The sequence below is a fragment of the Gilliamella sp. ESL0250 genome (assembly GCF_013345045.1).
GTDB lineage: Bacteria > Pseudomonadota > Gammaproteobacteria > Enterobacterales > Orbaceae > Gilliamella > Gilliamella apicola_H.
This window is the reverse complement of record NZ_JAAEDV010000002.1, coordinates 205,027-220,526: the sequence shown is the minus strand read 5'-3', so window position 1 is coordinate 220,526 and position 15,500 is coordinate 205,027. Positions and strand designations below refer to the sequence as shown.

Genomic DNA, 15,500 nt, shown 5'->3' with positions numbered 1-15,500 from the left:
TTGTGAAGAATTAGAATGATATTTACCTTTAATTAGCTCATATTGCCATAGTAAAATACCATTGCTTATTTTATTTATAAAGCTATCTACCATGTTATAAATTGATAGTAACAATCCACTGTTTACTTTTCTCATATTAATAATATGAAAGTTTTTAAAATTACAATTTTTTAAAGTACGCTGAACTACTAAATCACGTTCAATAATACTACCTTTAAAAATTCAGTCAAAACTCATTCTTTTACATATACCCTTTCTTCTGAACCAAGGGCTGGATTGTCTATTTCTGATATAAAAAACCGACCCCAAAAGGTCGGTTTGTCATTTGATGGTTAATTACTGCTTAGCTTCAATATTATCGCCAACAAGATCCAAATGGATAGTTTTTCCTGGAACTAATTTGCCAGACAATATTTGTTGCGCTAATGGGTTTTCAATCTCTTGCTGGATCGCGCGTTTTAGTGGTCTTGCTCCATAAATTGGGTCGAAGCCGACTTTAGCAAGTTGTTCCAACGCCGCATCCGAGATATCCAATTGGTAACCACGTTCATCTAAACGTTTTTCAACATGTGCTAATTGAATTTTTGCAATCGCTTTGATGTTTTCTTGACCAAGTGGATGGAAGACCACTGTTTCATCAATACGATTGATAAATTCTGGTCTAAAGTGTTTAGCAACAACTGTCATCACTAACGCTTTCATTTCGTCATAACTTAGCTCAACTTGACCTTGAATTAGGTCAGATCCTAAGTTTGATGTCATAATTATGACGGTATTACGAAAATCAACCGTGCGACCTTGGCCATCGGTTAAGCGTCCATCATCCAGAACTTGCAGTAAGATATTAAAGACATCTGGATGCGCTTTTTCGACTTCGTCAAGTAAAATGACTGAATAAGGTCGACGTCTAACTGCTTCTGTTAAGTATCCGCCTTCTTCATAACCAACATAACCCGGAGGTGCACCAATTAAGCGAGCAACAGAGTGTTTTTCCATAAACTCTGACATATCTATACGCACCATGGCATCTTCGCTATCAAACATAAAGTTAGCCAGTGATTTGCAAAGCTCGGTTTTACCCACCCCTGTTGGTCCTAAGAATAGGAACGATCCAATTGGTCTGTTTGGATCTGAAAGCCCAGCTCGGCTACGGCGAATCGCATTAGCAACCGCTAATACCGCTTCATTTTGGCCAATGACACGTTTATGTAAAGCATCTTCCATATGTAATAATTTGTCTTTTTCGCTCTCAAGCATTCTAGAAACAGGAATACCTGTCGCTTTAGATAGCACTTCGGCAATTTCGTTATCGGTCACTTTGTTACGCAATAACTTCATGGTTTTGCCTTCTAACTGAGTTGCTGAAACAAGTTTCTTTTCGAGCTCTGGTATTTTACCGTATTGTAATTCAGACATTTTGCTCAAGTCGCCAGCTCGACGTGCTTGCTCTATTTCAGTCCGCGCTTTTTCCAGTTCAGCTTTGATGCTTTGCGTGCCCGAAACAGCTGCTTTTTCTGATTTCCATTCTTCTTCAAGTGATGCATATTCCTTTTCTTTTTCAGAAAGTTCATCATTTAACATCTCAAGTCGTTTTTTACTGGCATCGTCAGACTCTTTTTTAAGCGCTTGTTGCTCAAGTTTAAGTTGAATTATGCGCCTTTCAAGTCGATCTAAAGATTCAGGTTTTGAATCCATTTGCATACGAATACTCGATGCGGCTTCGTCAATTAAGTCAATTGCTTTATCAGGCAACATACGATCAGAAATATAACGATGCGATAGCGTTGCCGCCGCCACAATTGCTGGATCGGTAATTTGTACATGATGATGCAATTCATAACGTTCTTTTAATCCACGCAAAATGGCAATAGTATCTTCAACTGTTGGCTCGGCAACATAGACTTTTTGGAAACGACGTTCTAACGCCAGATCTTTTTCGATATATTGACGATATTCATCAAGTGTTGTTGCGCCCACGCAGTGCAATTCTCCACGAGCTAATGCAGGTTTTAGCATATTACCAGCATCCATTGCACCATCACTTTTACCTGCACCAACCATGGTATGGATTTCGTCGATGAACAATATTATGCGACCTTCTTCTTTTGCTAAGTCTTTAAGCACGGCTTTTAACCGTTCTTCAAATTCACCACGATATTTAGCACCCGCAATTAATGCGCCCATATCTAGCGATAAAACGCGTTTATTCCGCAATCCTTCAGGCACTTCGCGGTTAACAATACGTTGAGCTAAACCTTCCACAATGGCGGTTTTACCAACACCTGGTTCACCAATTAATACCGGATTATTTTTAGTACGGCGTTGTAATACCTGAATTGTTCGGCGAATTTCTTCATCACGACCAATAACAGGATCAAGTTTACCTTGTTCTGCCCGTTGAGTTAAATCAATGGTATATTTTTTAAGAGCACCACGTTGATCTTCTGCATTAGGATCGTTCACGTTATCGCTACCTCTTACTTGATTGACTGCTTGGCTAAATTTGTCTTTATTGACACCCGATCTTTTAAGAATATCACTTAAGCTACCTTTGTCTTCTAAAGCAGCTAATATAAAGAGTTCTGATGATATATAACTATCGCCATTTTTTTGGGATAATTTGTCGCATAGATTTAATACGCGAATAAACTCTTGCGATGGCATAACATCCCCACCAACACCTTGAACTTGGGGTAATCGATCAATAGCTTGCGTTAATTCTTGTTGCAAAATAGCAATATTTGCACCAGCAGTAGTCAATAATGGTGTTATACTGCTACCTTCTTGATTAAGCATGGCTGATAGGACATGCACAGGCTCTATATATTGATTGTCTTTACCCAATGCAATAGACTGCGCACTAGCTAAAGCTTGTTGAAACTTGTTTGTTAATTTATCTAACCTCATAGTATTTATCTCCTGAGCAATAGATTTGGATTCAATGTTTAACACATTCAACCCATTTGCATGTGATCTAAATGTGTGTTGCAATCTAAATTTCAAGAGCAAATCCAGAATATTTTTTATAAAATTTATACAGCAAGATGAGCAAGTATTTAAAGCTTCACTAGCTTCAAAAATAAAGGTTACCGCAATTCAATCAATTACCACTCAATGTTGTTTTAAATAAAACTTGCAAGATGACAACTCAGCTTTTATCTATTATATTAGCGCCTTTATTTTGTTAGGTTAGCTAACCGTGGTTCGTAACCCATCCCACGTAAAAAAACTAGGAATATAAAATGTTCAAAATAGCTAAAGAGTTTCAATTTGACGCCTGTCATATGCTAGATGGGCACAATAAAAAGTGTCACAATCTGCACGGTCATACTTATCGCTTATTAGTCGAAATTAGCGGTGACCTTATCGATAATGGTTCAAGTCAAGACATGGTCATGGATTATGCTGATCTAAAAATGATTGTTAAACAGCATATTATTGATCCACTGGATCACGCTTATCTTTACAACCCAAATAACCCAAATGAGCGCCGTATCGCCACATTACTGCAAGAAATGGAGCGCAAAATCTTTGCCTTTCCATGCCGAACTACTGCCGAAGGAATGAGCAAATTTATATTTGATCGCCTGTCTCAATATTTGCCTGTTTCGATGATCAAATTATGGGAAACACCAACTTCGTATTGTGAATATCATCGGAGCCCAAAATGATCGAATTTCGCATCGTTGAAATCTTCGAATCTTTACAGGGCGAAGGTTATAATACAGGCATGCCTGCTGTTTTTATCCGTTTTGCTGGGTGCAATTTAAATTGTGCTTGGTGTGATACTAATTTCCGCCAATTTACCCGGTTTACGTTAGATACACTGCTTGCTAAAGTGAGTGAATATAACAGCAAAAACATTATCATTACTGGCGGCGAACCCACTATGGTCAAAGCGCTACCCGAACTGCTGTTATCATTAAAAAATGCAGGTTATTTTATTGCCATTGAAAGTAATGGACTTGGCAAAGTTGATCCGCTTATTGATTATATAGCACTTAGTCCCAAATTTTGCTATCAATCACATTATCAAAAAATTAAGCAAACAACAGCAAATGAAGTCCGAATTGTTACAGAAAAACATGATGATTTTCTTGATTTTTGCCAATATATTGAAAAACAGATTAATGCTAAACGTTATTATCTTTCACCTTGTGAAAAAAATGGCGAAATGAATATGCTTGAGACAATTGATCTTCTAGGAAAAATCAATCAATACCGTATAGATAATAAATGGCTATTAAGTCTGCAAACCCATAAATTTGCCAATATAGAATAATAGATTAGTATCAAATATTAATACTTAAATAACAACAGTTTTTATTAATTTTAATCAAATAATTAATCTATTATTTGATTAAAATTATGATTATACTATCCCTCATACCCCATTTTATAAAATTAAACACCATGCGTTTTTACTATTATTTATTCTTAACTGTGTTTTCAACTCCAGCCATAGCTTGGGATATGGTTTGTGATAATACGTTAACTTGTCGTGTTATAGAATATAGCGATATGTCTGATACAGGATTGATAAAATCATCAATATTATTTGAGCGAAAAGCGGGCGCTAATCAACCAGTTGAAATTTATGTTAGAACAAAAAATAGTGAAGAAAATATCGAAATTAAAGACACACAACAATTAGACAATTCATTGGCTCTGTTCATTAATCAAGAATATTTCGGTGAATTAAAAGAAATACGGAACAATATTTATCAGTTATCACAACATCAAGCCACAAAAGTTATTCAGGCGTTTACAAAAAATAATGAGGTTATATTCCGTAACAATAGAAGCAAATCATCCTTTACTAATAGTGGATTTGATGACGTTATGTTAAAAATGGATAAAAAACAAGGTCGTATTGGTACAGTTGGTGCAATTGTCGCACATGGCAATAAAAATGAATCAAACGTGTATGCACCAATACCTGTACCTACTATAATAAAAGGTAAAGTAATTGAGCCAGAACAAAGTGAAGAACTTAATATCGCTGAAGTAACCAAAATATTTCCTCAATTCAAAAAACGTTATATACATGAGGCTAAGTGTCATGCTTATGAATTGGAAAATCCTTATTATGATGAAATGCAAGGATATGATAAAAGATTTCGATTAATCAAATTAGATAATCACCACAACTTACTTGAAACTTTATGTTGGTTTGGTGCATATAACTCAGGCAACGCTTATTGGATAATCCCTAACACAGCTAAACCAAGCAATAAAAATATAAAATTTATAAATAGCCAAGGTAATTCATACAAAAATGGAACAATATTTAGTATTGCTAAGCTTAGAGGTGAGGGAGATTGTTTAGAAAAATCTAGTTGGACTTGGAATGGGCATAAATTTATCCTTTCTTCTGATATCAGCACAGGTGAGTGCTTGGGTTTTGATGGTGGAGCTTGGGAATTACCTTCTTTTGTTAGCAAAATAAAGTAACAATTAAGTAATAAAAAGTTTTCGGGGTTTACAGGCGGTTTAGACATTGTACGCTTTATATATTAGCATTTTACCGCCGATTTTATACTATGCTTACTTTATAACCATAGATAAAAGTTGACATTTTTTAGCTGAAAAACCACCTTTTATTCAAACCAGATCATTGATGCCATTCTGCCGGTTCTCTTTTCGCGCCGATAAGAAAAGAACTTATCTTGTTCAGTATAAGTACAATAATCACCACCAAAAATCTGTGTTATTCCCAGCGCTTGTAAACGTTGTTTAGCAATTAAATAGAGGTTGGCTAGATATTTTTGTTCAGTTGGATTGATTAATTTAAATGCTTCTTGTGCTTTTCGATCGACTTTTTCAAATTGCTGTTTAACTTCAAGACCAACTTCGAATTTTTTGGCACTAATTGCCGGCCCCATCCAAGCGATGATATTTGATGGTGAGCTTGAAAATTTTTTGATGGTTTCTTCTAATATGCCGTTACATAATCCTCGCCAACCGGCATGAGCGGCAGCAACTTCATCGCCTGTTTTTGTGCAAAAGAGTATTGGCATGCAATCTGCGGTTAATACCACGCAGACTTGCTTTGGTTGATTAGTATATGAAGCATCAGCTTCAAAAGTTTGATAGGAATTGATATTGCTGCTGGGTGCTTGTAAGGCAATTTGTGATATATCTAGTGCTATAGTGCTATGGGTTTGCACTAACCAATACGGTTCGCTTGGTATTTGTTCGACTTGAGTGATTCGACGACGATTTTCAGCAATATGCTCTAGATTATCACCAGTTCGATCACCCATATTTAAACTCGCAAATGGCGCTAAACTAACGCCACCTGTTCGTGTTGAGGTAAACGCATGTATGCTTTTGGGTGCTGTCCAATATGGGTAAATCGATTTAATCATATTTATCACCAATCTAATTCATCTTTATGCTGTTCAGTATCTTCTTGCAATGCTTGAATCAGTTTTTGCATATCATCAGGAATAGGCGCATGCCATTCCATTTGTTCGCCTGTTATAGGGTGATATAAGCGTAACATGGTAGCATGTAATGCTTGGCGGTCAAAATCGCGTAAGGTTTGAATAAACGATTCACTTGCGCCTTTGGGCGGTCTTGGACGCCCACCATAAAGTGGATCACCAATTAATGGGTGGGCAATATGTGCCATATGCACACGAATTTGGTGAGTTCGACCTGTTTCTAAGCGCAAGCGCAAGCGTGTATGTAGACGGTACTTTTCCATTACTCGATAATGGGTGACCGCAGGTTTCCCCGTTGGAAATACTGCCATATGGGTGCGTTTGGTTGGATGGCGCGTAATAGGCTGATCAACCGTGCCACCTGCAGTAATAATACCCATAACAACCGCTTCATATTCACGCGTAATTTCACGCAGTTGGAGTGATTCAACTAAGTGTGTTTGGGCCATAATGGTTTTAGCAACAACCATTAAGCCCGTTGTATCTTTATCTAGACGATGCACAATACCTGCCCGTGGTACTCGGGCTATATCGGGATAATAATGTAATAAGGCATTTAATACTGTACCATCAGGATTACCAGCACCAGGGTGTACAACTAAATCGCGGGGTTTGTTGATCACTAAAATATCGTCATCTTCATAAACAATATTGAGTTTTATATCTTCGGGTTGATGATAGGTTTCTTCTTCGATTTCAGCATTGATTATTATTTTCTCACCACCAAGCACTTTTTCTTTGGGTTTATTAACGATAACATCGTTGACAGTAACTTTATTATTCACAATCCAATCTTTTATTCTTGAACGTGAATAATCAGGAAAAAGCGCTGATAATGCTTGATCTAAACGCATCCCTAGTTGGGTTTGTTCTATTTCAGTTGATAATTTTAACTCGTGCATGTGTAATTTATCTATTTTAAGCTGTTTTGTTTTAGAGTATTATATACCAATCATCGCCTTTAATGTTTAATTATATTTGGATTGAAAACTGAATGAAATTGCGTTTACACTCTTTGTTAGCTATCGCTTTAAGTGGTATGTTAATTGGCTGTACTTCTTCCAAGTCCGATGTTGAAAATATGCCCGAAATTGAACTACATAACAAAGCGAAATCATATCTCGAGAATGGTAATATTAAATCCAGTATCACTGTCTTAGAGGCTTTGGACAAGAATTATCCATTTGGTCCCTATTCTCAACAGGTACAACTTGACTTGATTTATGCTTACTATAAATCAGGTGATTTAACACTAGCTGTTGCGTCAATTGACCGATTTTTAAAACTAAATCCAACGCATCCAAACATTGATTGGGTTATTTATATGCGCGGTATTTCGAATATGGCGCAAGATGATAATATGATTCAAGGGTGGTTCAACGTTGATCGTTCAGATCGCGATGCTGATTATGCCGCAGCAGCGTTTAAGGATTTTACTTATTTAACGACAAGCTTTCCAAACAGTCAATATGCCGCCGATGCGCAAAAACGCCTTGTGTTTTTGAAAAACAGATTGGCTCGCTATCAATTAAAAATTGCGCAGTTCTATACAAAACGCGGCGCTTATGTCGCAGTGATTAATCGTGTGACAGAAATGCTAGTTACGTTTCCAGATACCGATTCAACTAAAGAAGCATTGCTTTTAATGCGCAATGCCTATAACGAGTTAGGCCTAGTTGATGAAGCCCAAAAAGTCGAACAGTTGATTCTAGCAAATCTTGAAAATATGCCTAAAGAAGAACAACGTTCGTTATTATCACGCTTTACCAGCATTTTTAATGGTGGTTAGATATTCTAAATTTAAGATCCCGTTTTTGGCTAATTTTGTATGACTTCAATTGCTATTTAATTAGGCTTAAATAGCAATTAATTCTTTTTATTCTCACCCTTTATGCCTAAACTGTTACAGTTTAAGCATGTTATTTAACATTAGCAATAAAATATACTCAATAGTTTACAATTTATTATTCTTTAAATTTGCTACCGCAAGAAATCAATATCTTGATTCATATATCGTTTGTAAAACGTGTCAATAACCAATACAATTAGCAACATATTTTTATTAGCAATAATAGATAGGACATTAACTGGTCATGCAAGAACAATATCGCCCAGATGAAATTGAAGCCACTGTGCAAAAACACTGGCAAGACAATAAAACTTTTCACGTTACCGAAGATCCATCAAAAGAAAAATATTACTGTTTATCGATGCTACCTTACCCGTCTGGGCGTTTGCATCTTGGTCATGTTCGCAATTACACCATTGGTGATACCATTTCACGTTACCAACGCTTAAATGGTAAAAATGTACTACAACCAATTGGTTGGGATGCGTTTGGTTTACCTGCTGAAGGAGCTGCTGTTAAAAATAATACTGCACCGGCAAAATGGACCTACGAAAATATTGCCTATATGAAAAAGCAATTACAGCTTTTAGGCTTCGGTTATGATTGGGATCGCGAAGTGACAACTTGCCGTCCAGAATATTACAAATGGGAACAATGGTTTTTTACCAAGTTATACGAAAAAGGCCTAGTTTATAAAAAAACATCTGCGGTTAACTGGTGTCCAAATGACCAAACCGTACTTGCTAATGAGCAAGTGGTTGAAGGTTGCTGTTGGCGTTGTAGTACTCCTGTTGAGCGCAAAGAGATCCCGCAGTGGTTTATTAAAATCACCGAATATGCTGAAGAGCTACTTAATGATTTAGATATCTTAGAGGACTGGCCAGAGCAAGTTAAAACTATGCAACGTAACTGGATTGGTCGCTCTGAAGGGGTTGAGTTTGATTTTGCTGTTGAAAATTATGCAGATAAATTACGTGTTTATACAACACGCCCCGATACTTTAATGGGGGTGAGCTTTGTCTCAGTTGCCGCAGAGCATCCTCTTGCACAATTAGCAGCAAAAAACGATCCTAAAATTGCTGAATTTGTTGCTGAATGTAAAAATACCAAAACAGCCGAAGCCGATATGGCAACCATGGAAAAGAAAGGTATTGCAACGGGCTTTTATGCTATCCATCCATTAACAGGAAAAAAAGTCCCTGTTTGGATTGCTAACTTCGTGTTAATTGAATATGGTACTGGTGCAGTCATGGCGGTACCGGGTCACGATGAACGAGATTATGAGTTTGCCTCAAAATACAATTTACCAATTAATCCTGTTATTTTAACTCAAGACGGCAATGCACCCGACTTGTCTGAAAAAGCATATACTGAACATGGCAAATTATTTAATTCTGGCGAGTTTGATGGTCTGGATTTTGAGCAAGCATTTAATGCTGTTGCCGATAAATTAATTGCGTTAGGCATTGGTCAACGAAAAGTTAATTACCGTTTGCGTGATTGGGGCGTCTCACGCCAACGTTATTGGGGTGCGCCTATCCCAATGGTGACGCTTGAAGACGGTACAACTATTCCAACACCAGAAGATCAGTTACCGGTTATTTTGCCAGAAGACGTCGAAATGAACGGTATCACTAGTCCAATTAAGGCCGATCCTAACTGGGCAAAAACAATGGTGAACGGTCAGCCTGCTCTACGTGAAACCGATACGTTTGATACCTTTATGGAGTCATCTTGGTATTATGCCCGTTATACTTGTCCACAATTTGACAAAGGTATGTTAGACGAAAAAGCAGCTAATTATTGGTTGCCTGTCGATCAATATGTCGGTGGTATTGAACATGCGATTATGCATTTGCTTTATTTTAGATTTTTCCATAAATTAATGCGTGATTTTGGTTTAGTTTCGTCCGATGAGCCAGCAAAACGCTTACTATGCCAAGGCATGGTATTAGCCGATGCGTTTTATTATACCAGTCCAACCAATGAACGCATTTGGGTTTCACCAACCGAAGTCACTATTGAACGTGATGAAAAAGGTCGCATTGCTAAAGCCGTTGACAAACATGGCAATGAGCTAGTCCATGCGGGTATGACGAAGATGTCAAAATCCAAAAACAATGGTATCGACCCTCAAGAAATGGTTGAAAAATATGGAGCCGATACAGTTCGATTGTTTATGATGTTTGCTTCGCCAGCGGATATGACATTGGAATGGCAAGAGTCTGGTGTTGAAGGCGCTAACCGATTTATTAAACGTGTGTGGCGTTTAGTGTATGAACATACCCAAAAAGGTCAAATCGCTAAACTTGATATTACAGCCTTAGATAGTGAACAAAAATCATTACGCCGTGAGCTACATAAAACCATTGCGAAAGTGAGTGATGATATTGGACGCCGCCAAACGTTTAATACCGCGATTGCCGCTGTCATGGAGTTTATGAACCGCTTACAAAAAGCACCACAAGAAACCGAACAAGATCGTGCGCTAATGAGTGAGGCATTAAATGCGATTGTTCGTTTGCTTTACCCTATGATGCCACACGCTTGTTTTGCTATGTGGCAAGCTTTAGGCCATAACGAATCGATTGATAATACAACTTGGCCTGTTGCTGACCAATCAGCAATGATCGAGGATGAAAAACTTATAGTTGTGCAAATCAACGGTAAAGTCCGTGGTAAATTTACGGTGCCAGCTAATGCCGATCAAGATTTTGTTGTGTCGCAAGCGAAACAAGAGCCTAACATCCAAAAATACTTGAGCGATGTTACTATCCGTAAAGTAATTTACGTTCCAGGTAAATTATTAAATCTTGTTGTGGGTTAATATTGTTTAATAACTAAATTTAGGCGGTTATAGATATGAAAAAGTATTTAGCATTATTTATGTTATTAGCGATATCCTTAACAGGATGTGGATTTCATTTGCAGCATGAAACAGAAGTGCCTGAGCGGTTTAAAACGATGTCTTATGTAAGCTATGACCCTTATGGCCGACTGTCTCGCGATATTAAAGAGTTATTACACGATAACAAAGTGACTTTAACTACTAATAATGCTACAAGTCAGGTACCATCGTTAAGAATGTTAAGCGAAAATCTAAGCCGCAATACTATTTCGATTTATCAAGATGGTAAAGCAGCTGAGTATCAATTGGTATTAACCGTTGAAGCACAAGTTGTTATTGCTGGTCAACAAATATATCCAATTAGTATACGTGTATTTAGGACATTTTTTGATAATCCATCTGAAGCGTTGGCCAAAACTGTTGAGCAAGATTTAATTGAAAACGAGATGTTTAAACAAGCTGCTAAACAAATCATCCGTAAATTAAAATCGATTGATGCGGTAAATTAACGTTGTCATGATTAAAATTAGTGTCGATCAAATTAATCATAAATTAGGATCACCCTATTATTTAATTTTAGGTAGTGATCCTTATTTACAACATTATGCGAAAACTGAGTTACGGAAAGCTTTTACTCACGCAGGTTTTGATGAACAGCTTACGTTTGTTATTGATAATCAAACCGACTGGACCGCAATTTTTGATAGCTGTCAGGCGATGAATCTATTTTCTACCAATACTTTAATTTTACTTGATTTTGGTGACGGTTCGTTAAATGCAAGTATTACCACAAAACTCAATACACTAAGTGAAGTTTTAACCCCTGATATTGCGCTAATAATCACGCTTAATAAAATCACTAAATCGCAAGAAAATACTATTTGGTATAAGGCATTATCAGATAAGCTAACGGTTGTTAATTGTACCACGCCAGATACGTTGCAGTTACCGCAATGGATTAAAAATCATTTGCAGCAACAACATATAATCATTGACCCAAAAGCAATTGAATTGCTTTGCTATTATTACGAAGGTAATTTACTGGCGCTAACGCAAATTATTGCCCAGCTAAAATTGCTGTATCCCGATCAGAGCATTTCGTATGATGAAGTCGAAAGTAATATTAATGATTCAGCGATATTTACACCCTATCATTGGACTGATGCAATGATTGCCAATAAAAATAAGCGGGCTATTCACATTTTACAGCAGTTAAAAATAAATGAATTTGAACCGTTAATTTTGTTGCGGATTATTCAACGCGAGTTGATATTGATGATCAATTTAAAAAAAGGATTGCAACAAAAATCATTGAAACAAGTTTTTGATGAATATAAGATTTGGCAAAATAAAAGAACGATTTATACTAATTATCTAAACCGTTGCCAACTTAAAAGCCTGTTTAATTTATTAGCCAAACTGACTGAAGTCGAAATTAGTTTAAAACATGATAATCAAGCACAAATATGGGATGCTATGTTTAGCTTATCAATGCAGTTTATGGGATTAAATAAATGTTAACTGCGTTGTTAGGTGGAACTTTTGATCCGATACATTATGGACACCTTCGCCCTGCTATTTCGTTAGCTAGCGAAGTTGGGTTAAAACAAATTAGCTTATTGCCCAATCATATTCCACCACATAAACCACAACCCGAAGCGAGTACCGAGCAACGTTTGGCAATGTTAAAATTAGCCATTGAAGATTTGCCCTTATTTGCGTTAGATGTAAGAGAGCTTTTACCTAAAGTCTCAACCCGTCCTTCTTATACCATTGAAACGCTTCAAGCTTGGCGACAAGAAAATGGGGATAGTGAAGGATTAGCTTTTATTATGGGGCAAGATTCATTATTGAGTTTGCCAACTTGGAATAAATGGCAAACGTTACTTGATTATTGTCATTTACTCATTTGTCGTAGGCCGGGTTATGCAAAAAATACCAATAATATTGAACTACAGAAATGGATTGAGATGCATAACACCCTAAATGCACAAGATTTGCATGACTCACCGCATGGTTATATTTTTTTTGCGCATACACCACTTGAAGACATTTCAGCGACTGAAATCAGACTAAATATTAACAATCAAGCCAGTTGTGAAAATTTGTTGCCAGCCAAAGTGTGGCATTATATTCAGCAGCAAGAACTTTATTGTGCAAAGAAATAGTAGAAAGGGCTTTACTTCTGACAGTTTTTTCGGCATTATTTCGCCGCTGTGTTTATATATTTTAAATTCAGTTTTTTTGTGTTTATACTTAACTTTGCTTAGTCATCTAATACAACATCAATCAGATGGTAATAGCACGTTATTGTTTTGCCGTTAAACACTTAAACGTAGCAAAACAGTTAGTCAGTTAAATATATTTAATTTGTATTTATTATTAAGAGGCCCCAATGGCAAAAGAAGATAACATTGAAATGCAAGGTACTATACTTGATACACTTCCAAACACGATGTTTCGTGTTGAACTTGAAAATGGTCATGTCGTTACTGCACATATTTCTGGTAAGATGCGAAAAAACTATATTCGTATTTTAACCGGCGATAAAGTTACTGTTGAAATGACACCTTATGATCTGTCTAAAGCACGTATCATCTTCCGTAGTCGCTAATATCGTTATCAAGATAAACTATTTAAAACTATATAACAGTTTATTTCTCTCTTTTTTAATAAAAAACCGTCGACTTTAGTCGACGGAAAAGTAAAAAATTGGGACTAAACTTGCGAATTAATCTTCTTTAGAAAAGTCCATCTGTTCGTATTTAACCCATTTTGTCTTTTTCACTAGCTTGTAGCCAAAGTAAATCATTAAAAATAATGGTATACCAATATAGGTCGCAATAACACCATTCCAATCAATGGTATCTTGCAAGAAAGCTTCGTAATTTTGACCAAGGGTAATAATTAAGCATAATACAAAAGCGAAAATAGGGCCAAATGGGAAACAACTTGATTGATACGGTAATTGATTAACATCCTTACCTTGAATAGTGTAACCCTTTCTAAAACGATAATGGCTAATCGCTATTCCTAGCCAAGCAATAAAGCCTGTCATACCTGACATATTAAGCAACCATAAATAAACAGCCTGATCTTTGTACATCGAGGTTAAGAAACAAAGCATGGCCACAAATGTTGTTGCAAACAACGCAGCACGAGGCACCCCTGATGATGATAAGTTTGCAAATATTTTAGGCGCTTTACCTTCTTTAGCAAGTGCATATAGCATGCGGGTTGAAGCATACAGCCCTGAGTTACCCGCAGATAATACGGATGTTAAAATAACTGCATTCATTAATGCCGCAGCAGATAATAATCCTGCATGTTCAAATACAAGGGTGAATGGACTAACACTGACATCAGTTTCATCGTTACGTAGTAAATTAGGATCAGTATAAGGAATAATCAAGCTGATAACTAAAATCGCAAAGATATAAAATAACAAGATTCGCCAAAATACTTGTCGCATAGCTTTAGGGATGTTTTTTTCTGGATCTTTTGATTCACCCGCTGCAATACCTATTAATTCAGTACCTTGGAATGAAAATCCAACCACCATTGCTACACCAATCATTGATGAAAACCCACCCGCAAAAGGCGCTTCTTTGATAGTCCAATTTTGCCAACCAGCCACTTCGACGCCTCGAAAGATGCCAATAATCATTAATAAACCAACTACAATAAAAATAATCACAGTAACAACTTTAATTAATGAAAACCAAAATTCTGCTTCACCAAAACCTTTAACTGAAATATAGTTTAAGCAAAAGATGATACTTAAAAATAATAAGCTCCATAACCAGCTATAAGGTCCTGCATCAAACCAATAAGAGATAACTAATTGAGCTGCAACTAAATCTACAGCAACCGTAATTGCCCAGTTGTACCAATAGTTCCAACCAATGGCAAAACCAAAGGCTTCATCGACATAACGTGAACCATAAGTTGCAAAAGTACCTGAAACAGGCAAATAAGCTGCTAGCTCACCAAGGCTGGTCATTAAAAAATATACCATCACACCTATAATGGCATACGAAAGCAATGCACCTCCAGGACCTGCCTGAGCAACGGTTGCCCCTGATGCGACAAATAGCCCAGTTCCGATCGAGCCTCCAATAGCTATCATGGCTAAATGGCGGGCTTTTAAATCTCGTTTTAATTTGTTTTTCATAATCATTTTCTTCTGTCTAAAAAGATCAAATTTATCTGTAAAATTAGCCACTTATTTGATGTATAAAGATATATGTGGCTAAAATCTATCTCAAAAATTTATTGATATTTATCACTAAATAATGAAGTGCGGGAAGTTTATCAAAAAAACTACTGTGCGAGATAAATAATTCTAATAATC

General features: G+C 36.6%; 12 protein-coding genes, 1 pseudogene and 1 riboswitch. Of the genes and pseudogenes, 9 read left to right on the top strand and 4 right to left on the bottom strand.

All coding sequences use genetic code 11. From position 1 onward, the window contains the following. Positions 1-336: 336 nt before the first annotated feature. Positions 337-2,907: an ATP-dependent chaperone ClpB gene (gene clpB, locus GYY69_RS02840; RefSeq protein WP_174796327.1), complete on the bottom strand. Its 2,571-nt coding sequence runs from the start codon at positions 2,905-2,907 to the stop codon at positions 337-339. Between the two features lie 286 nt (positions 2,908-3,193). Next, positions 3,194-3,239, top strand: a riboswitch (PreQ1 riboswitch). Between the two features lie 3 nt (positions 3,240-3,242). Here clpB and queD point away from each other — a divergent pair. The 3 genes from queD to GYY69_RS02825 all read left to right on the top strand — a co-directional run bounded on the left by queD (position 3,243) and on the right by GYY69_RS02825 (position 5,454). Then, positions 3,243-3,671, top strand: coding sequence for a 6-carboxytetrahydropterin synthase QueD (gene queD / locus GYY69_RS02835; protein WP_174796326.1), 429 nt, complete (start codon positions 3,243-3,245; stop codon positions 3,669-3,671). Next, positions 3,668-4,282 (top strand): 7-carboxy-7-deazaguanine synthase QueE, encoded by a 615-nt coding sequence (locus GYY69_RS02830; RefSeq protein WP_174796325.1) that lies wholly within the window; start codon positions 3,668-3,670, stop codon positions 4,280-4,282. Before queD ends, GYY69_RS02830 begins: the two co-directional genes overlap by 4 nt. An 86-nt stretch (positions 4,283-4,368) precedes the next feature. Next, positions 4,369-5,454 carry a DUF1176 domain-containing protein gene (locus tag GYY69_RS02825; protein ID WP_174796324.1) on the top strand — a complete coding sequence of 362 codons (1,086 nt, stop codon included), beginning with the start codon at positions 4,369-4,371 and terminating at the stop codon, positions 5,452-5,454. A 146-nt stretch (positions 5,455-5,600) separates the two neighbouring features. On the opposite strand, the gene pgeF is transcribed toward GYY69_RS02825, so the two are convergent. Together pgeF and rluD are read right to left on the bottom strand one after the other, a co-directional pair. Beyond that, the gene (gene pgeF, locus GYY69_RS02820) at positions 5,601-6,371 is read right to left on the bottom strand and encodes a peptidoglycan editing factor PgeF (RefSeq protein ID WP_194240586.1); all 771 of its coding nucleotides are present in this window, start codon (positions 6,369-6,371) and stop codon (positions 5,601-5,603) included. Between the two features lie 5 nt (positions 6,372-6,376). After that, on the bottom strand, positions 6,377-7,351 hold the full coding sequence (gene rluD / locus GYY69_RS02815) for a 23S rRNA pseudouridine(1911/1915/1917) synthase RluD (RefSeq protein WP_174796323.1): 975 nt from the start codon (positions 7,349-7,351) through the stop codon (positions 6,377-6,379). A 92-nt stretch (positions 7,352-7,443) separates the two neighbouring features. On the opposite strand from rluD, the pseudogene bamD reads away from it, so the two are divergent. The 6 genes and pseudogenes from bamD to infA all read left to right on the top strand — a co-directional run. Beyond that, positions 7,444-8,166: pseudogene (gene bamD, locus GYY69_RS02810) on the top strand (outer membrane protein assembly factor BamD); the annotation flags it as partial. A gap of 376 nt (positions 8,167-8,542) precedes the next feature. Beyond that, a complete protein-coding gene (gene leuS, locus GYY69_RS02805) occupies positions 8,543-11,125 on the top strand; it encodes a leucine--tRNA ligase (RefSeq protein WP_174796321.1) in 2,583 nt (860 codons plus the stop codon). A gap of 35 nt (positions 11,126-11,160) precedes the next feature. Next, entirely contained in the window at positions 11,161-11,655 is a 495-nt protein-coding gene (gene lptE / locus GYY69_RS02800) for an LPS assembly lipoprotein LptE (protein WP_174796320.1), read from the top strand. Between the two features lie 7 nt (positions 11,656-11,662). Then, positions 11,663-12,667 carry a DNA polymerase III subunit delta gene (gene holA / locus GYY69_RS02795; protein ID WP_174796319.1) on the top strand — a complete coding sequence of 335 codons (1,005 nt, stop codon included), beginning with the start codon at positions 11,663-11,665 and terminating at the stop codon, positions 12,665-12,667. Next, the gene (gene nadD / locus GYY69_RS02790; RefSeq protein ID WP_174796318.1) at positions 12,661-13,314 is read left to right on the top strand and encodes a nicotinate-nucleotide adenylyltransferase; all 654 of its coding nucleotides are present in this window, start codon (positions 12,661-12,663) and stop codon (positions 13,312-13,314) included. Before holA ends, nadD begins: the two co-directional genes overlap by 7 nt. Positions 13,315-13,541: 227 nt before the next feature. Next, entirely contained in the window at positions 13,542-13,760 is a 219-nt protein-coding gene (gene infA, locus GYY69_RS02785; protein WP_025315083.1) for a translation initiation factor IF-1, read from the top strand. A gap of 117 nt (positions 13,761-13,877) precedes the next feature. Here infA and GYY69_RS02780 read toward each other — a convergent pair whose 3' ends face one another. After that, positions 13,878-15,326 carry an amino acid permease gene (locus GYY69_RS02780; protein ID WP_174796317.1) on the bottom strand — a complete coding sequence of 483 codons (1,449 nt, stop codon included), beginning with the start codon at positions 15,324-15,326 and terminating at the stop codon, positions 13,878-13,880. Positions 15,327-15,500 lie beyond the last annotated feature (174 nt).